Origin of the sequence: Pseudomonas sp. F01002, from assembly GCF_004402115.1 — a bacterium.
Taxonomy (GTDB): Bacteria; Pseudomonadota; Gammaproteobacteria; order Pseudomonadales; family Pseudomonadaceae; genus Aquipseudomonas; species Aquipseudomonas frigoris.
This window is the reverse complement of sequence record NZ_SOPU01000028.1, coordinates 430-19,505: the sequence shown is the minus strand read 5'-3', so window position 1 is coordinate 19,505 and position 19,076 is coordinate 430. Positions and strand designations below refer to the sequence as shown.

Here is a 19,076-nt window from a genome sequence, read left to right as displayed (position 1 = left end):
TAAATATCCCCCCGAAACACACGGGGCAGATGAAGAATTAATCACAAGTTATTATTCTGAATAGGTCTCTAAGCTGCTGTTTTAACTAAGAACGATCGTGAAAAATTACAGTTTTCCGCTTGGGGGACAGGTGCGAAAATCTCCAGAACGGCCTGACGAGCGGCCAGGCGTGTGCGGTAAAACCCAGGAAAATTAAGCCCTTCAGAGGATTTTCTTGCGCCACCGGGCTGGCCAGCGAACGCGGCCCGCAAAACCGGGTAGAATGCCGCCCACGCAATGAGGGTATTGGAAATGGCTTTAGTCGGGCGCTACAACAGTTTGCAAGTGGTTAAACACACTAACTTCGGTTTATATCTGGACGGTGGTGCGGATGGCGAAATCCTCCTGCCTAATCGTTATATTCCCAAAGATATTCCCAGCGAAGATGAAGACTGGCTCAACGTTTTTATTTATCTGGACAGCGATGACAAACTCATCGCAACTACCGAAAAGCCGAAAGTTCAAGTCGGTGAATTCGCCAGTTTAAAAGTCGTTGAAGTCAACAGCATCGGTATTTTCCTGGATTGGGGCTTGTCGAAGGATCTGTTGCTGCCGTACTCCGAAGAAAAACGCCAGATGACCGCCGGCGAGTATGTCGTGGTACACGTCTACCTCGACAAGCACACCCGCCGCATCACCGCGACGGCGCGTCTGGACCGCTACCTCGACAAGACCCCGGCCAATTACACCCCTGGCCAGGAAGTTGATTTGCTGGTTGCCGAAGCCACCGATATGGGCTTCAAGGCGATCATCAACAACAAGCATTGGGGTCTGATTCACAAGAACGAAATCTTCAAGTTCATGCGCGCCGGTAAAGAAGAGAAGGGCTTTATCAAAGAAGTCCGTGCCGACGGCAAGATCAGCCTGAGCCTGCAACCGGTCGGCGAAGAAGCCGCCACCAGCCTGAACTCGAAGATTCTCGCCAAGTTGCGCGACAACAATGGCAGCCTGCCGGTCAGCGACAAGAGCGACCCGACGGTGATCAGCAGTATGTTTGGCGTGAGCAAGGGCAACTTCAAAAAGGCCATCGGTGCGTTGTACAAGAACGGCCAGATCGTCATTCATGCCGATCGCATTGAACTGAGCTGACCTCGCGCCCACCCTCATGTAACGCGATTGCATAGGGTTGGACTGTGATGAAAAAGTCCCGGCTCTGTGTCGGGGCTTTGCTTTTTACTGTCGAGTGACTGCCATGTTTTGTGTTGTCGAGGTGTTCCGGTGAGCGCCACCCGGCGCAGCGCCGATGGGTTTGCCCTGCAAGTGATGATCGGGTTGTGCCTGATCTGGGGTATTCAGCAAGTGATGATCAAGTGGGCGGCGCCAGACATCGCGCCGGTCATGCAGGCCGCCGGGCGCTCGGGTATTTCCGCGTTACTCGTAGGATTGTTGATCTGCTGGAAGGGCGGCTGGGATCAAGTGGGCAACACTTGGCGCGGTGGACTACTGGCTGGCGCGCTATTTGGCCTGGAGTTCTTCTTCATTTCCGAAGGCCTGCAACTGACCACGGCCGCGCACATGTCGGTGTTCCTTTACACCGCGCCGATCTTCACCGCATTGGGCGTTCATTGGCTGTTGCCGAGTGAGCGTTTAAGGCCGGTCCAGTGGCTGGGGATTTTTCTCGCCTTCGTCGGGATAGCTATCGCCTTTGCCGGTGGAGTGTCGTGGGACAACCTCGATCACCGCATGTTGATGGGCGATGCGCTGGGCGTACTGGCCGGCGCGTCATGGGGTGCAACCACGGTGGTGGTGCGCGCTTCGCGCCTGTCGGAAGCGCCGGTGACCCTGACGCTGTTCTATCAATTGATTGTCGGTTTCGTTGGTCTGTTGCTGATCGCGATCCTCAGCGGCCAGGTCACCCACGTCAGCCTCACCACCGTGGCGGTGGCCAGTGTGTTGTTCCAGGGATTGGTGGTGTCGTTCTTCAGTTACCTGACCTGGTTCTGGCTGTTGCGCCGTTACCTGGCGGCGAATCTGGCGGTGTTTTCGTTCATGACGCCGCTGTTCGGCGTCACGTTCGGCGTGGTGCTGCTGGGCGAAGAGCTGAGCTTCAACTTCGTTGTCGGCGCGGTGCTGGTGTTGCTGGGCATCACGTTTGTCAGCGCTGAGCAGTGGGTGCGCCGTCGCTTGCGCAAAGCCCTTGGGCAGAGCTGACCGGACGCAATAACAGACCGCCAGCGACAATCAAACCGCTGCCGGCGAACACCAGCGCGGGCTGTAAACCACCGCTGAAGTGGCTGCTCAACGCCGCCAGCAACGGCCCGCTGAGCTGGCCTACGGCAAAGCATGCCGTCAGCAGTCCGGCGTTGCGCTGGGTGGCGTGGGGCGCCAGTTCCCGGGAACGTTGCATCACCAGCTGCATGCAGGCCAGGAACGGCGTGCCGCAAAGGATCACGCCCAAGGCCAGGCCCGGGCCGCTGCCCAACAAGCAGGCGAAGACCCCGGCGGCTTGCAGCCATAACGTCGCCATCAGCCAATAACGAGTGCCATGCGGGTGCTGTCGACGCAGACTTACCAGCACCACCCCGATGGCCGAAGCAAGACCGAAGCAAGGCCAGAACAGATCGGCCTGCCATTGGCCATGGAACTGCGCATTGGCCATTTGCGAGAGGAAAGTGGCCGGAATGATGTAGCCCAAACCGTACAGCCCATAGACCACGCCTAAACGGCCGATGCCATGATTGCCCGAGCCAGCGACGCTGGGTGCGGCGGCCACGGTCGTGGCCGGTTGCGGCAGGAACGGCAGAATCCCTAGTAGCATCGCCAGCCCGACGCCGGCATACACCAGCCACAAGGCTGCAGAAGTCTGCCCCAGCAGGTTCGATCCCAAGGCCAACAAGCCCGTCAGAAAAATCCCCAGGCCCGGTCCGGCAAATACCAGGGCGCCAAGCCGTGGGCGACCGGCCGCCGCGGCCAACGGCTGACTCAACGCGGTGATCATCACCAGCACCCAGGCGCTGGCCACGCCGGTGCCGAACCGCAGCACCAGATGGGACCAAAACCCGTTGGCCCAGAACGAGGCCAACGTCAGCAATACACAGAGCCACAAACCGCCCAGCAAACGCCGGCGGACTTGCTCGGGGCGGCGAGAGAACATCGCGTCCACCGCACCGACGAAGTAGCCGAGGTAGTTGGCCGCGGCAATCAGACCGGCGGCGGTCAGGTCGATCTGACCTTCGCTGAGCAGGTGCGGCAACTGAGGCGTGAGGGCGAAACGCCCGATGCCCATGGCCATCATCAGGGCGATGAAACTGGCGAGTAAGCGAATCAGAGGGGACATGGGCTGAATTCCAGCAGAGGATCAATGACCGTCAGGCTAGGACTGATTGACTTTCTTTTAAAATGAATAATAGTGAGTAACTTGTTCTGATTTGGAGAATGGCGTGGAATTCAGCCAATTGCGGATTTTCCAGGCGGTAGCGGAGGAGGGTTCCATCACCCGCGCTGCCGAACGCCTGCACCGGGTGCCGTCGAACCTGTCGACCCGGCTTAAACAGCTGGAAGAGCAACTCGGCGTAGAACTGTTCGTGCGTGAACGTCAGCGTTTGCAATTGTCGCCTGCAGGAAAAGTCCTGCTGGACTACACCGCCAAGTTGTTCAATCTGCGCGACGAAGCTCAAGCGGCGGTGCAGGGCGGGCAACCGGCCGGGGATTTCGTGCTCGGCACGATGTACAGCACAGCGGCGATTCATCTGCCGGGGTTGCTGGCGCGTTATCACCGCACTTACCCGGCGGTGAACCTGCAAGTGCAGTCCGGGCCAAGCGGCGAATTGCTTGAAGGTTTGCTCACCGGGCGTCTCGATGCGGCGTTGGTGGACGGTCCGCTGGAATTGGCCGGGCTCGACGGCGTGCCGTTGTGCGACGAACGGCTGGTGCTGATCAGCGAGGCCGATCACCCGCCGATCCTCAGCGCACTGGATGTGGAAGGGCGGTCAGTGTTTACGTTTCGGCAAGGTTGTTCCTACCGCATGCGGCTGGAAGCCTGGTTCTCCCATTACCACGCGGCCATGGGCCGGGCGATGGAAATCGAGTCTTATCCGGGGATGCTTGCCTGCGTGATCGCCGGCTCTGGCGTGGCGCTGATGTCGGAGTCGATGCTCGCCAGCCTGCCGGGTCGCGAAAGCGTGGCGGTACATCCGTTGGCCGAGCCATTTGCCAGTGCCACCACGTGGCTGATGTGGCGCAAAGGCATGGTCGGGGCGAATTTGAACGCGTGGCTTGAGCAGCAACAATTGGTGTATCCGTCAGCGCCGAGTCAGGCTCGGGCGATGGCTTGAACTATCGGTCAGGTATTTTGATCAATTCAGTAACAGATCATTGCGACTTTGGGCGAGCATTACGTAGGACTTCGGACTATTATCAGTGCGAAGTGGCTACAGAATTTTGGCCACTCGGCACTACCCTGAAGGGGGCACCATGAAAGAGAAAATCCAAAACTGGCTGCACGACCTGGGTGTTGCACTCGGTTTGATCGAACCACCTCTGCAACCTGTGCCTATTCGCACTGACGACGAACAACGCCGACGCCAGCAGCGCCGCCGGTAACGCGTCAAGGCCTAAAAGATCGCAGCCTTCGGCAGCTCCTGCAGGGAGTAGCGCCAATGCTGCGATTGCCCGTGTACCTGTACCGCGTTCGGACGATCTTGGCGGTCTACAGGTCAATGCCGCCCAATCTCGATCAAAAACCGGCTCAAGTCATTCGCCGTCCTGGCGGTCTTGAGCATCTGATCTTCCTCCGCCGTAAACGCTGTCAAACCCAGCTCATCTTCCAGATGGAAGATCAGCTCTTCGATATCTTCTTTATCCAATCCCAATTGCGCGAGGCTCGCGTTGTCGTCGAAGTCATCCTGACCCTCCAGCAGGCGGCGGATGAAACGATGCACGGCAGCACGAACGGCAGCTCTTTTCATGGGGGTTCTTTGAGGGCGTTATTGTTGTTGTCCCTGGGGCTGAGTACAGCAGGCTTCAGGCGTGCAAGCGCTGCCACTCGTCAATCATCGTGCGCAGATGTTCCCCGGAAAAACTCCCGAAATGCCCGCCATGCACCGTGCGGATCGGCAACTCGCGCAAACGCTGCAGGCTGCGGGCGTAGTCGTCGAGGTTGGAGTGGTAGGCGTCTTCGATCAGTGGCCCGTCGTAGATAATGTCGCCGCTGAACAGGGTCTCGGTCGCGGCTTCGTAAAGGCTGATGCCGCCCGGTGAATGCCCCGGCGTGTGCAGCACTTGCAGCGTGCGGTTGCCCAGATCCAGTACGTCGCCTTCTTCAATCAGGCCGGTGGCTGGAGCAGCTTTGACCCGATACTCGGCGTAGCACAACGGGCAATCCGGGTGCGCCTCGAACATCTCGTCGCCGACAAACGCCGTGCTCAGTGTGTTCTCGCCGTCCGGTGACGCGAGGATCTGCGCTTCAGCCGGATGCACCAGCCGTTCCGGGAATTCGTGATGGCCGGCGATGTGGTCGAAATGGCAATGACTGGCCACGGCTACCAGCGGCCGTTCGGTGATCCACGGCAGTTGCTCGCGCAGGCTGACCAGCCCGGAACCGCTGTCGAGCAGCAAGTCTTGTCGCGACCCTGAATGTGCCAGAGATTGCAGCGATAGAAGGGGCGGATGTAAGGCTCGTGAATCAATCGGATACCGTCACTGAGCTGTTTCACTTCGAACCACTGATCGCGGCTGACGATCTTCATAAACGATTTTCTCCAGACGAAAAAAAACGGGTGTGGCAACCGACGCCACACCCGTCGAAGAAAGCATCAAGTCGTTATGTTCAGCTTAGGCGGCGCTGGCCACCACTGCAGGGCGACGGGACAGCAAGCTGACCACCACGAAACTCACCAGACCTACGCCGAGGCTGTAGTAGATCGGGGTGTTGGCGTCCATACCGTCCTTGATCATGAACACCAGCGCGGTAGCAAAGCCCAGGCCCATGCTGGCGATAGCGCCGGCGGTGGTTGCGCGTTTCCAGAAGATCGCACCGATCAGCGGGATCAGCATGCCACCCACCAACAGGTTGTACGCCAGGGTCAGCGCGCTGATCACGTCGTTGACCACCAGCGCGATGCCGAGTACCACGATGCCGGTCAGCAGGGTAAACAGGCGGTTGATGCGCAGGCTCGACTGTTTACCGCCACGCAGTTTCGGCAGCAGGTCTTCGGTCAGGGTGGTGGCGGCGGCGAGCAGGCCGGCGCTGGCGGTGGACATCATGGCCGCCAGGGCAGCCGCAATCACCAGGCCACGGATACCGTCCGGCAGGGACAGTTTGACGATGGCGGCGAAGGCGTTGTTGACGTTGTCCAGGTCCGGGATCAGCACATGAGCGGCCATGCCGATCAGGGCGCAGGCCAGTCCGTAAAGGATGCAGTAGAAGCCTGCGAATGTACCGGCGACCTGAGCCACTTTGGCGCTCTTGACGGTGAACACACGCTGCCAGATGTCTTGGCCGATCAGGATCCCGAAGAAGTAGATCATGAAGTAGGTGATGATGGTGTCCCAGCCAATCGTGGTGAAGCTGAAGGCGGTTGCCGGCAGTTTCAACACCAACTCATCCCAACCACCGACGCGGTACAGGCAGATCGGCAACAGGATGAACATCAGGCCCACGGTCTTGATGACGAACTGGACGATGTCGGTCAGGGTCAGGGACCACATGCCGCCGATCGCCGAATAAATCACCACCACACCACCACCGACCAATACCGACAGCCAGAACGGCAGGTCGAACAGCACTTGCAGCACGGTGCCAATGGCCAGGATCGAGACCACGCCGATCATCAGCGCATACGCCAGCATGATCACCGCGCTCGCGGAGCGGGCCATCGGGTTGTAGCGTTTTTCCAGCACCTGGGTAACGGTGTAGATCTTCAGTTTCAGCAGCGGTTTGGCGAGGAACAGGTTCAGTGCCACGATCCCGCAACCGAGGGCCGCACAGAGCCAGAAACCGGAGATGCCATGGACGTAGCCCAGGCGCACGGTGCCGACGGTGGACGCGCCGCCCAGAACGGTGGCGGCCATGGTGCCCATATACAGGCTCGGGCCGAGGTTACGACCGGCGACCAAAAAGTCTTCGTTGGTCTTGGCCTTGCGCATGCCGTAGTAGCCGAGTATCAGCATCGCGGCGGCGTAGATGAGTACGACGAATAAATCCAATGCCATGATGGCGTGTCTCCGATTGTCTTTTTTATGGTGAGGCTGAAATCAATTCCTGGTGGGAGCGGGCTTGCTCGCGAAAGCGGTCTGTCAGTCACATCAATGTTGGATGTGCCGCCGTCTTCGCGAGCAAGCCCGCTCCCACACAGGTAATGTGTTGAATCAGGCGACTTGTCGCACTGCCGGTTTAGCGAGCGAATCCGTGCCCTTGCTGCGTGGATCGTTTGGACCGAACACCGCGGCCGATTCCGGGAACAGGCTCAACAGCGCCAGGTACACCAGCGACGCCAGGCCAAGGGTGACCGGCAAGCTGATGTCGATGCCGCCGGCCAGTTCACCGAGCGGACCCACGAACTGCCCAGGCAGGTTCACAAAGCACAAGCCCACCGCAGCGCTCGGGATCCAGGCACCCAGCCCACGCCAGTTCCAGCCATGCGTGAACCAATAGCGGCCACCTTTCTCGCCGCGGGTGAACACTTGCAGGTCATCCGGGCAGTAGAAGCCGCGGCGCACCAGCAGGCCGATGATCATGATCACCATCCACGGAGTGGTGCAGGTGATGATCAGCACGGCGAAGGTCGACACGCTCTGCACCAGATTCGCTGCAAAGCGGCCGATGAAGATGAAGGCAATCGACATCACTCCGATCAGCAGCGTGGCCTTGACCCGCGACAGTACCCGTGGGAACACGCTGGACATGTCCAGCCCAGTGCCATAGAGCGAGGTGGTGCCGGTGGACATGCCGCCGATCACCGCAATCAGGCACACCGGCAGGAAGAACCAGCTCGGCGAGACGGCCAGCAACCCGCCGACGTAGTTGTTGGCGGCGATGTAGTCCGGTGCCTTGATCGCTACGATGGTGGCGGTGGCGAGGCCGAAGAGGAAGGGAATCAAGGTTGCGATTTGTGCTGCGATCACCGCCAGCATGATTCGGCCTTTCGGGGTTTCGCGCGGGATGTAGCGCGACCAGTCACCGAGGAACGCGCCGAAGGAAATCGGGTTGCTCATGGCCACCAGCGCGGCGCCGATGAACGCTGCCCAGAAACCGGCCTGACCCATGGCTACGGTGCCGGCGAACTGGCTGTCGAAGGTCGGGGCGAAGGCGAAGATGCCGAGCAGGAACAGCAGGCTGGCGGCCCACACCGCGATGCGATTGACCCACAGCATGAAGCGAAAGCCGTAGATGCACACCGTCAGCACCAGGATCGCGAACAACCCGTAGGCCAGGCCCAGCGTCAGGTCGGTTTCCGGAAGGCCGATCAGGCGTTTGGCACCACCCACCAATGCATCACCCGAGCTCCAGACGGAGAGCGAGAAGAATGCGATAGCGGTCAGAAGCGACAGGAAGGAGCCGACGATCCGCCCGTGCACACCAAAATGCGCACCTGAGGACACGGCATTGTTGGTGCCATTGAGCGGACCGAACAGGCCCATCGGCGCAAGGATCAGCGCACCGAGCAACACGCCCAGCACAATCGCCCAGACCCCGGCCTGGAACGACAGGCCGAACAGCACGGGAAAACTGCCGAGCACTGCTGTGGCGAAGGTATTGGCGCCGCCGAAGATCAAGCGAAACAGGTCGCTGGGTTTGGCGTCGCGCTCATGATCCGGGATCTGTTCGACCCCGTTTGTTTCAATGCTGCTAAGGCTTTTTTCTTTGTTGTTGTTATTCATGATCTGCTCCGATCATAAAGGCGCGCTCATCGTGTGTGAGCGTCACCTGTTTGGCTAAGGGGTTGGCAGCCCTTCCGGCATCGCGGACAAATGTTCGTGGCAGGCCAGCCATAGGCCTTGTTGTTCTTGGCCAGACGCTTGTTTCTTGAAAACAATCGTCTCGCGCTCCTGGCTGAAGTGTTGCTCCCCTTGCATGCGCAGCTCGGTGGCCACGTCATGGATGAAAATCGCCACGTCGCCCTGCAGGCTGACGAAAGCGTTGCTCGAGGTGCACGAAAGCACCTCGAAGCCATCCTCCGAGCGCCAGGTGTCCCACAACGCCTGATAGGCATCGCGCGACAGCAGGGGCTGTTCGAGGGTGTAGAACACGAAGCTGGCGTCGGTGCTGAACGCACCGAAATAGGCTTCGCGATCATTACGGGCGAAGGCGGCTACCAGATCGGCAGCGGCCTGGAGTACCTGATCACGTTCGTTCACGACCAATCCTCAGCGGTGGACTACGCCAGGCAGTACGCAGAGCATTTCGTACAGCAGGTTGGCGGCCAGCAGCGAGGTGTTGCCGGTGGTGTCGTAAGCGGGCGAGACTTCTACCAGATCGCAACCGACCAGGTCGAGGCCTTGGCAGCCGCGAACGATTTCAATCGCCTGAATGGTCGTCAGACCACCGATTTCCGGGGTGCCGGTACCTGGCGCCCACGCTGGATCGATACCGTCGATGTCGAAACTCAGGTACACCGGACCGCCGCCAACTTTCTCGCGAACTTCGGCCATCAGCGGTGCCAGGGATTTGTGCCAGCACTCTTCGGCCTGAACCACACGGAAACCCTGGTTGCGGCTCCAGTTGAAGTCGTCAGCGGTGTAGCCCTGAGCGCGCAGGCCGATTTGCACCACGCGGTCCGGATCCAGAAGGCCTTCTTCGACAGCGCGACGGAAGGTGGTGCCGTGGGCGATTTTCTCGCCGAACATGTGGTCGTTCACATCGGCGTGAGCGTCGATGTGCACCAAGCCGACCTTGCCGTGCTTCTTATGGATCGCACGCAGGATTGGCAGGGTGATGGTGTGGTCGCCGCCGAGGGTCAGGGGGATCACATTGTGTTCGAGGATTTTGTGGTAGGACTCTTCGATGATCCGTACCGCGTCCAGCAGGTTGAACGTGTTGATCGCCACGTCACCGATGTCGGCAACCGACAGCGAGTCGAACGGTGCAGCGCCGGTGGCCATGTTGTACGGGCGGATCATTACCGATTCAGCGCGGATTTCGCGAGGTCCGAAACGGGTGCCTGGGCGCAGGGAAGTACCGATGTCCAGAGGGACGCCAACGAAGGCAGCATCCAGACCGGCAGCGGTTGGCACATGGGGCAGTCGCATCATGGTGGCGATGCCGCCGAAGCGCGGCATTTCATTGCCGCCCAGTGGTTGGTGAAGAATCTTGTCCACGGGTAGGGCCTCATCGTCGTTGTTTTATTTATGTCGGTTGCACCGTTCACGGAAGAGACGGGCACCGCTGTGGGCCGATTCTGCGAAATGTAGTGGCCGGGAAGAATCGCTACGGGCAAATACTTAGTTCAGATTTTTCTAAACTAATGCCAATGACGGCGATAGACTCGCAATGTCTTATGTAGCAGCTGCCGAGCCTGCGAGGCTGCGTTCGGCTGCGCAGCAGTCGTAAAACCTAAGCGCGAGGTTTTCCTGAAACACCGCGTCGCCTGATTTCACGACTGCTTTGCAGCCGAACGCTGCCTCGCGCTGCCTCGCGCTGCTCGACAGCTGCTACAGGTCTCATCGTCTACGTGTGTTTTTGCTGGAGAACCCCATGGCCAACGCATTACCCGACCTGAAACTGTTGCGCATCTTCGTCAGCGTGGTTCGCCATCAGGGGTTTGCCAACGCCCAGCAGGAACTCAACCTCTCGACCTCGGCCATCAGCACTTACATGAGCCAGCTCGAAGCCGCCCTCGGTCTGGTGCTCTGCCATCGCGGTCGTGGTGGTTTCAGCCTGACCAGCAAAGGCGAACTGTTCCATCAGGAAACCTTGCGTCTGCTCGGCGAACTCGAAGGCTTCGAGCAATACGCCGCGGCGCTCAAGGGCGAACTGCGCGGCACCTTGAACCTCGGTGTCATCGACTCCACTGTCAGCGACAAGGCCTTGCCCTTCGCCGAAGCCATTGGCGCTTACAGCCAGGAACACCCGGCCGTGCATTTGCACCTCTCGGTGATGAGCCCTTACGAACTGCAACTCGGCGTGCAGGATAACCGTCTCGACCTGGCCATCGGCGCGTTCTCCACGCGCATGAGCGGTTTGGTCTACATGCCGCTGTACCGCGAACAACACTGGTTGTATTGCAGCAGTCGTCATCCACTGTTCACCGAGCGGCGCATTCCCGAGCAAGTCATCACTCAGCAGCGCATGGTTGGCCGCGGCTACTGGAGCCAGGCGGAACTGGCACGCCACGGTTTCAAACACAGCGCGGCGACGGTGGAAAGTATGGAGGCGCAGCTGATTCTGGTGCTGTCCGGTGCCTACATCGGTTACCTGCCGGAGCACTACGCCCAGGCTTGGGCTGACAAGGGCGATTTGCGGGTGCTGCTGCCGGCGACCTTCGGCTATCAGGCGCCGTTCTCGATGATCGTGCGTCGTGGCCGCAGCCGCGAGCCGCTGATCCAGACCTTTCGCGATTTGCTTAAAGCACAACTGAATCAGGCTTGAAAAAATGTCCAGAATCCAATGTCCGCGCTGCCTGCGCCCACAAACCCATTGTCTGTGCCCACTGATTCCGAACCTCGACAGCCGCACCCGGGTGTTGCTGCTGCAACATCCCAGCGAAGTGAACCATGCGCTGAACACCGCACGTTTGGCGGCGTTGGGGTTGCAGAATGCCGAGTTGATTGTGGGCGAGGTGTTCGAAGATTTGCCGGCATTGTTGAATCAGCCGGGTTATCAGGCGCGGCTGCTGTTTCCTGCCGATGATGCGCAGCCGTTGCAGGCTTACACGGCAACTGATCAACCATTATTGCTGGTCGTCCCGGACGGCACCTGGCGCAAGGCGCGCAAGATGCTGCACCTCAACCCGCTGCTGGCAGCGTTGCCGAGGGTGACGTTGGCGCAGGGCGGGGTGTCGAGATATCGATTGCGCAAGGCTCCGGGGCCGGGCGCGTTGTCGACGGTGGAGGCGATTGTTCAGGCGTTGCAGACCCTCGAAGCGCCGACCACTTTCGAACCGTTGCTACGGCCGTTCGAAGCCTTGATCGAGGGGCAAATTGCGGCGATGGGGGAGGCGGTTTTTCAGCGTAATCATGGGCCGAAATAGTCGTTGTGATTCAGGGCCTCTTCGCGAGCAAGCCCGCTCCCACATTTGATCGCATTTCTCCTGAGGAACTCGGTCGAATGTGGGAGCGGGCTTGCTCGCGAAGACGGTAGAACAATCACAGAAAATCCCAGCCAGAGACTAACGTTCGCGCATCGCCTCGGTCCGGGCTTTAAGCACCGGTTTGAGCAAGTAATCCAGCACACTTTTCTCCCCGGTGATGATATCCACCGTCGCCACCATCCCCGGAATGATCAGCAACGGTTTCACATCCCCGCCCAAGTGATTCTTATCCGTCCTCACCTGAATCAGGTAGAAGCTGTTGCCCTTGTCATCCGTAATCGTGTCCGCCCCAATCAACTCCAGCTTCGCACTCAACCCTCCATAAATCGTGTAGTCATAAGCACTGAACTTGACCATCGCTTTCTGCCCCGGGTGCAGAAACGCCACGTCCTGCGGCCGGACTTTGGCTTCGATCAGCAAGTTGTCTTCCAGCGGCACAATTTCCACCATGTCGCTGCCCGGCTGGACCACGCCGCCGATGGTGTTGACCTTCAGTACTTTGATAATCCCGTGAACCGGCGACACCACCGTGGTGCGGGTTACGCGGTCATCGATAGCAATGCTCGATGCCGTGATTTTCGACAGGTCGGTGCGTTTTTCATTCAGCTCTTTCGCCGCGTCGGAGCGGAAGGATTGTTCGGACTCATCAATCTTGCTTCTGATCTCATTGATCGCCGATTCCGCACGAGGAATCGCCAGGGTCGTGGCGTTCAATGAACCGCGAATCTCCACCGCGCTGCGTTTGAGTCGCAAGATTTCCACCGGCGAAACCGCCCCGGTGCCTACCAGCGGGGCGGACATGTTCATCTCTTGTTGCAGTAATGCCAGGCTTGAACTGAATTGGCCCTGTTTGGAGCGGAACTCCGCCAGTTCCTGGGTTTTTTGCCGAAGTTGTTCACTCAGGGTGCGCTGTTCGCTGGCCAGTCGACGTTGCCGTTGCTCGTACAGCGAGCGTTCGTCCTCAGCCACTTGCGGCGCCTTGGCGATCACTTCCGGGGACAGCTTGAATGGCCTGCCTTCCGCTTCTGCCGACAGCCGTTCGACCTGCGCGATCAACGCATAACGATCCGCTTCGCTTTCGCCCTTGTTCGACAGGAATCGAGTGTCATCGAGGCGCAGCAAGGTGTCGCCCTTGTTCACCATTTGCCCTTCGCGAACGAAGATCTCAGTGACGATGCCGCCCTCCAGGTTCTGGATCACTTGAACCTTGCTCGACGGAATCGCCTTGCCTTCGCCCATGGTCACTTCCTGCAGCACCGCAAACTTGGCCCAGACCACCGCGGTGATAATCAGCGCAGCCGCCAGCCATACGGTGATCCGCGACCAGCGTGGGGAATCCTGTAACGAGGCGCCGGCGGTTTCCGGCATGAATTCGCTTTCGGCGCTTTTGCTGAAACTGCCAAAGTATCCGCGTGGCTTCGAATTAGAGCGCGACGCGTCGGATGATGAACGGGCCATGGCTAGCTCCTAGACAGCCGCAGAGCCGACACGGCCCTTGCGCAGTGCATCGATGACCACTTCTTTCGGACCGTCGGCGACGATCCGCCCGTTGTCCAGCACCACCAGGCGATCCACCAGGCTGAGCATCGAGGTGCGGTGGGTCACCAGCAGCAGGGTTTTGCCCTGGACCCAGCGGTGGAGTTTTTGCCGCAGAACGTCTTCGCTGCTGTTGTCCATGGCGCTGGTGGGTTCGTCGAGCAACATGATCGGCGGATCCAGCAACAAGGCGCGGGCCAGCAACACCGCTTGACGTTGCCCGCCGGACAGCAGTTGTCCGCGTTCACCCACTGGGCGGTCGAAACCTTGCGGATGTTGACGGGCCAGCTCGGTGACGCCGGTCAGTTCGGCGACTTCGAGCATCCGTGAATCGCTGATGTAGCGTGCGCCGAGGGTCAGGTTGTCGCGCAGGCTGCCGGCCAACAGTGGCAGGTCATGGGCGACGTAACCGATTTGCTGGCGCAGGTCGGCGACGTCCAGTTGCCGCAGGTCGAGGCCATCGAGCAGCAGTTGGCCTTCTTCCGGTGCGTAGAAACCCATCACCAGCCGCGCCAACGTACTTTTGCCCGAGCCGCTGCGGCCGATGATGCCGATCCGCTCGCCGGGTTTCACGCTGAAGCTGATGTTGGCCAGGGCCGGAGCGTTCTGGCCGTTGTAGTGGAACGTCACGCTACTGACGTCTATCGCGCCTTGCAGTTGCGTGCGTTCCAGCGGCCGTTGTTTGGCGTCGCGTTCCTGCGGCAAAGACATCAGCGCATCGGTGCTTTTCATGGTCAGTTGCGCTTGCTGGTAGCGGGTGATCAAACCGGCAATCTGCCCCAGCGGCGCGAGCACCCGGCTGCCGAGCATGTAGGTCGCCACCAGCGCGCCCACGCTGAGGTTGCCGGCGATGATGCTGTAGACCCCGGCGACGATGGTCGCCATGCCGGAGAATTGCTGGATGAACAGCGTGCCGTTGGTGGCCAGTGCCGAGAGGTTGCGCGCATGGCTGTCGAGGCGGGTGAGGGCGCCGTGGGTGCTTTCCCATTTGTGCTGACGTTCGCTTTCGGCGCTGCAGGCCTTGAGGGTTTCCAGGCCGCCGAGGGTTTCGATCAGCAGCGCCTGGCGTTCGGCGCCCAGGGTCAGGCTTTTCTGTACGGTGTCGCGCAGGCGCACCTGAATCACCATTGCGAAGATGATCGTGATCGGAAACGCCAGTAACGGAATCACCACCAGCCAGCCACCGAGCAGGCCGATCACCACCAGCATCAGCACGGCAAAGGGCAGGTCGATCAGGCTCGTCAGCGTCACGGCGGTGAGGAATTCCCGCAAGCCCTGGAAGTCGTGAATGCTTTGGGCAAAACCACCGATGGTTGCCGGGCGCGCTTTCATCGCCATGCCGGTGATGCGTTCGAACAACGTGGCCGAAAGGATCACGTCGGTTTTTTTCCCGGCGGTGTCCAGCAGGTGCGCGCGGACCACCCGCAATACCAGTTCGAACCCGGTGCCGATCAGCAAGCCGATGGACAGCACCCACAGCGTCGACGTGGCCTGGTTCGGCACCACCCGATCGTAGGTCTGCATCACGAACAGCGGCACCATCATCCCCAGCAGGTTGATCAAGAAACTCGCCAGAATCGCATCGCTGTACAGCCACTTCGACAGCTTCAAAGTGTCGCGAAACCACGCCTCAACCCGCGGCACCAGCGGTGAGCGCAAGTCTTCGAGTTCATGCCGTGGCCGCGCGAACAAGGCCTGGCCGCTGTAATTCTCGGCCAGTTCGTCCGTGCTGACCCATTGTTCACCGCCGTCGGATTCGCTCGGCAAAATCAGCAACTGCCCGTCATCGCCGAAGCGTCGTAGAACGGCAGTACGACCGTTGTTGAGGATCAGCATCACAGGCAGGTTGAGGGCGCAAATATCCGCCAGTTCACGGCGCAGCAATCGCGCCTGCAAACTGGCCCGGGCCGCTGCGCGAGGCAGCAGGTCCAGGCTCAAGCGTTGCTTGTTCAGGGGGAGCCCGGCACTCAGGCTGGCGCGGCTGACCGTCGCGCCGTGAAGTCTGCAGAGGATCAACAGACCGTCCAGAAGCGGGTCATCGAAGCTCAGGCGCGGATCGACACTGATGTTACCGGGTTCCATGCTGGTCACATTGATCGCTCCAGTTGGCATAGGTATCGACACATATCCTTGTAGGAGCTGCCGAAGGCTGCGATCTTTTGACTTTGCTTTTAAACATCAAGATCAAAAGATCGCAGCCTTCGGCAGCTCCTACCGGGTTACCTCAGTTCAGGCAAACGGGCTTCGTTTTTTACTTCCGTGGAGGCGATCGCATCGGCGGGCAACACCACCCGTTGTTTGCTCAGCAACTGACCCATGTTCGCCAACACGCGGTACATCGAGAACTCCTCGGTGTAGCGCACTTCGGTGTAGCGGCGGTTGGCGTTGTAGAGCTCGTTTTCACTGTCCAGCAGGTCGAGCAGGGTGCGTTGGCCGAGGCCGAACTGGTCCTGATACGCCACGCGCACGCGTCGGCTGGTGTCCGCGTACTCGCGGGCGGTCGGGGTTTGTTTCTTGGCGTTGACCATGGCGTTCCAGGCCAGGTGAATGTTCTCGTTGAGTTGGCGCAGGGCATTGTTGCGGATGTCCATTGCCTGGTTGATCTGGTGCGCATCGGAGGCCAGGCGAGCCTTGTCACTGCCACCGCGGAACAGGTTGTAGTTCATCACCACGCCGACTCGCCATTCGTTGTCGTGGCCTTCATCGCCCTGCACGTTGTTGTTCGCACCCACGGCGGCTTCGGCGTCGAAGCGAGGGTAGAACGGCGATTTGGCAACTTCGTACTGGCTCTCGGCCGATTGCACATCGGCCTGAGCGGATTTCAGGTACGGGTTGTTTTCCACCATGCTTTGCTGGGCTTCCTGCAGGGTGGCGGGAAGTTCGCCGCGAGTCGAGGGCGGGGCTTCGAGTTCATCGGGCAGACGCCCCACGACGGCGTAGAAGTTCGACTCGGCATCCGCCAGATCGACTTCAGCGGTATCGAGGTTGTTTTGCGCCAGTGCCCGGCGAGCGACGGACTGGTCGGAGTCGGCGTTGCTGCCGATACCACGCTGGGTACGCAGACCGATCTGATCGTTGACCCGCATGTGAGCTTGCAGATTGTTCGTGGCCAAGGTCACCAGTTCGCGGCGCTTGAGCACTTCTAGGTAGACCTCGATGGTGCGCAGGGCCAGATCCTGAGCGGTGCCCTGAGCGTAATAGGCCCGGGAATTGACCACGCCTTTGGTGCGCTGGACTTCGTTGGCGGTATTGAAGCCATCGAAGAGCATCTGCCGCAGGCGCAATTCCGATTGGGTGTAGGTCAGGATTTCGGTGTGGTGATTGCCTAATGCCCGGGTGCTGGTGTTATCGCTGTACCCGCGCCCGTAGGCGGCATTCAGATCAACCGATGGATAAAATCCTCCCTTGGCGACTTTCACTTGCTTATCGGCCGAGAGGCGGCTGTCTACACGCGACGCCAACTCCGGGTGGGTCGCGATGGTGCTCTGGATTGCCTCCGTCAATGACATGGCTTGAGCCTGAGAAGTGCAGGCCATGGCCAGAAGAATTGCGCTGCAGAGGGGGGTTAATACGCGCATGGGTGCCTCTCCCTGATTCCTAATGGTGCTTATTAGTCGCCAAATATTTGACGATATTTATAGTGAAAACCGTTTCATGCTTGTAACAACAGAGCTAAGAACATTCTGGAGAGAACCATAGAAGAATTTTTCATAAGGCTTATGCCAAAAAAAACTTATGCGCTCCGCAAAATCCAGCACATTGTTCACTCCGAAAGCCCTTGATTTATGAGCGTTAGGGCGCTCAGCGGGGCTTGAGGAAAGTTCCAAATCACATATCGACATAGGGCGGGGAAGTGCTGGAGGGGAGGGAAGCGGACGGTTTTGAGGTGACGGTTTATTGTCACCTTAGTGGATCAAAACCGTTACGCATCGCTCAAAGGGTGACTTGTTGCGCAAGTGGATCCCGATGCCATTGATTGCAGAGGGTTTTTATCCCGCAGCAGACACGTCGCCCGCGAGCGGCACGCTTGGCGAGAACGGCGCCAGGGCAGCGGCTTACTTCAGGTAACCGCTGCCAGCAGGCGATTGCGCCAGGCAACCCGTTGGAGCCATGAGCACGTTCTTCGCAAAAACAGGATGCCGACAGCGGTTGGCAGCGGAGGAAGTGCATATGGCTACGCTCATCGGTATTGTCAGTAAGGTCATTGGTCAGGTGTTCGCGGTTGCGAGCGATGGCACCCGACGCGCGCTGGTCGAGGGGGACCGGTTATTCGCCGGCGATCAACTGGTCACCGGGGCCGAAGGCGCGGTGGCGGTTCATCTGCAGAATGGCCAGGAACTGACACTTGGGCGTGGCAGCAGTATGGAGATGACACCCCAGTTACTTGCGCATCAGGCACCCCATGTAGACACCGCTGAAGCGGTGACGCCGACTCAGGCGCAACTGACCGATGTCGAGCAACTGCAAAAAGCGATCGTTGCCGGCGACGACCCGACCCAGACCGCTGAAGCCACGGCGGCCGGACCGGGTTCGACCGGTGCACCTGGTGCACTGGGTGGCGGCCACACGTTCGTCATGCTCGAAGAGGTGGGCGGGCGGGTCGATCCGACCATTGGTTTTCCTACCGCAGGTTTCAACGGCATTCCCGAGTTTCCCCTGGAGCGGCTGGCCGGAAACCCGGAGAACGGTGACAACGGCGACAATGGTGCAGGCGGTTCAGGTGGTTCAGGTGGTTCAGGTGGTTCAGGTGGCTCAGAAGGATCAGGAGGGTCAGGCGTTGTTCCTGTAACACCGGTTGTTCCTGATGTGCCGAACAATCCGGTGACCCTCACCGGCCTGTCGGTGGCAGGGGGCGAACTGACCCTCAATGAGGCCAACCTGGCCGACGGTTCGGCCCCCAACCCTGGGGCACTGACCAAGACCGGCACGTTCAGCGTGTCTGCTCCTGACGGGCTGACCAGCCTGAGCATCGGAGGGATCAACGTGATCAGCGGTGGTGTTGCCGCAGGCTTCCCGCAATCGATCACCACCCCGTTGGGCAACACCCTGACCGTCACCGGCTACAACCCGGCCACGGGGGTTGTGAGTTACAGCTACACCCTCATCGACAATGAAACCCATCCGGCCGGTGACGGCGCCAACAGCATCACCGAGAATTTCGACGTCGTCGCCACCGATACGGACGGCAGTACGGCGATCGGTCAAATCAACGTCAACATCGTCGATGACCTGCCGACCGCTCATGCCGACACGACGTCGGTCGCCGAAGGCGGCATCGTCAGCGGCAACGTGCTGTGGAACGATGTCACCGGT

General features: G+C 59.8%; 16 protein-coding genes and 1 pseudogene. 7 read left to right on the top strand and 10 right to left on the bottom strand.

Annotated features, from left to right (window positions below):
- Positions 1-291: 291 nt before the first annotated feature.
- The gene (locus tag E3W21_RS24350) at positions 292-1,128 is read left to right on the top strand and encodes a S1 RNA-binding domain-containing protein (protein ID WP_134422134.1); all 837 of its coding nucleotides are present in this window, start codon (positions 292-294) and stop codon (positions 1,126-1,128) included.
- Between the two features lie 129 nt (positions 1,129-1,257).
- On the top strand, positions 1,258-2,190 hold the full coding sequence (locus tag E3W21_RS24345) for a DMT family transporter (RefSeq protein WP_134422133.1): 933 nt from the start codon (positions 1,258-1,260) through the stop codon (positions 2,188-2,190).
- Here the strand turns inward: E3W21_RS24345 and E3W21_RS24340 are convergent.
- Complete coding sequence (locus E3W21_RS24340; protein WP_134422132.1) at positions 2,135-3,316, bottom strand: MFS transporter; 1,182 nt, start codon at positions 3,314-3,316, stop codon at positions 2,135-2,137. The two genes, E3W21_RS24345 and E3W21_RS24340, sit on opposite strands and share 56 nt — an antisense overlap.
- A 103-nt stretch (positions 3,317-3,419) precedes the next feature.
- Here E3W21_RS24340 and E3W21_RS24335 point away from each other — a divergent pair, with 103 nt between their 5' ends.
- Positions 3,420-4,313, top strand: a complete 894-nt coding sequence (locus E3W21_RS24335; protein ID WP_056742691.1) for a LysR family transcriptional regulator — start codon at positions 3,420-3,422, stop codon at positions 4,311-4,313.
- 139 nt (positions 4,314-4,452) lie between these two features.
- Positions 4,453-4,581 carry a PA1414 family protein gene (locus E3W21_RS31970; RefSeq protein ID WP_007914492.1) on the top strand — a complete coding sequence of 43 codons (129 nt, stop codon included), beginning with the start codon at positions 4,453-4,455 and terminating at the stop codon, positions 4,579-4,581.
- 113 nt (positions 4,582-4,694) lie between these two features.
- On the opposite strand, the gene E3W21_RS24330 is transcribed toward E3W21_RS31970, so the two are convergent.
- The 6 genes and pseudogenes from E3W21_RS24330 to speB all read right to left on the bottom strand — a co-directional run bounded on the left by E3W21_RS24330 (position 4,695) and on the right by speB (position 10,296).
- Entirely contained in the window at positions 4,695-4,946 is a 252-nt protein-coding gene (locus E3W21_RS24330; RefSeq protein ID WP_134422131.1) for an acyl carrier protein, read from the bottom strand.
- Between the two features lie 55 nt (positions 4,947-5,001).
- Positions 5,002-5,726 (bottom strand): annotated as a pseudogene (locus tag E3W21_RS24325) (MBL fold metallo-hydrolase).
- A gap of 85 nt (positions 5,727-5,811) precedes the next feature.
- Positions 5,812-7,191: a sodium:solute symporter gene (locus tag E3W21_RS24320; protein ID WP_134422130.1), complete on the bottom strand. Its 1,380-nt coding sequence runs from the start codon at positions 7,189-7,191 to the stop codon at positions 5,812-5,814.
- Positions 7,192-7,347: 156 nt separating this feature from the next.
- On the bottom strand, positions 7,348-8,859 hold the full coding sequence (locus E3W21_RS24315) for a cytosine permease (RefSeq protein WP_134422129.1): 1,512 nt from the start codon (positions 8,857-8,859) through the stop codon (positions 7,348-7,350).
- A gap of 54 nt (positions 8,860-8,913) precedes the next feature.
- Complete coding sequence (locus E3W21_RS24310; protein ID WP_129442085.1) at positions 8,914-9,336, bottom strand: nuclear transport factor 2 family protein; 423 nt, start codon at positions 9,334-9,336, stop codon at positions 8,914-8,916.
- A gap of 9 nt (positions 9,337-9,345) precedes the next feature.
- The gene (gene speB, locus E3W21_RS24305) at positions 9,346-10,296 is read right to left on the bottom strand and encodes an agmatinase (protein ID WP_008153224.1); all 951 of its coding nucleotides are present in this window, start codon (positions 10,294-10,296) and stop codon (positions 9,346-9,348) included.
- Between the two features lie 376 nt (positions 10,297-10,672).
- Between speB and E3W21_RS24295 the strand changes: the two genes are divergently transcribed.
- Both E3W21_RS24295 and E3W21_RS24290 read left to right on the top strand, forming a co-directional pair.
- Positions 10,673-11,566, top strand: a complete 894-nt coding sequence (locus E3W21_RS24295; RefSeq protein ID WP_007945995.1) for a LysR family transcriptional regulator — start codon at positions 10,673-10,675, stop codon at positions 11,564-11,566.
- Between the two features lie 4 nt (positions 11,567-11,570).
- The gene (locus E3W21_RS24290) at positions 11,571-12,167 is read left to right on the top strand and encodes a tRNA-uridine aminocarboxypropyltransferase (protein ID WP_134422128.1); all 597 of its coding nucleotides are present in this window, start codon (positions 11,571-11,573) and stop codon (positions 12,165-12,167) included.
- 138 nt (positions 12,168-12,305) lie between these two features.
- Here E3W21_RS24290 and E3W21_RS24285 read toward each other — a convergent pair whose 3' ends face one another.
- The 3 genes from E3W21_RS24285 to E3W21_RS24270 form a co-directional block, all read right to left on the bottom strand.
- Entirely contained in the window at positions 12,306-13,685 is a 1,380-nt protein-coding gene (locus E3W21_RS24285) for an HlyD family type I secretion periplasmic adaptor subunit (protein ID WP_134422127.1), read from the bottom strand.
- 9 nt (positions 13,686-13,694) lie between these two features.
- Positions 13,695-15,854 (bottom strand): type I secretion system permease/ATPase, encoded by a 2,160-nt coding sequence (locus tag E3W21_RS24280; RefSeq protein ID WP_134422126.1) that lies wholly within the window; start codon positions 15,852-15,854, stop codon positions 13,695-13,697.
- Between the two features lie 128 nt (positions 15,855-15,982).
- Entirely contained in the window at positions 15,983-17,341 is a 1,359-nt protein-coding gene (locus E3W21_RS24270) for a TolC family outer membrane protein (protein WP_134422125.1), read from the bottom strand.
- A 592-nt stretch (positions 17,342-17,933) separates the two neighbouring features.
- Between E3W21_RS24270 and E3W21_RS24265 the strand changes: the two genes are divergently transcribed.
- On the top strand, positions 17,934-19,076 hold a 1,143-nt coding region (locus E3W21_RS24265; RefSeq protein ID WP_256661639.1), incomplete at its 3' end, for a retention module-containing protein.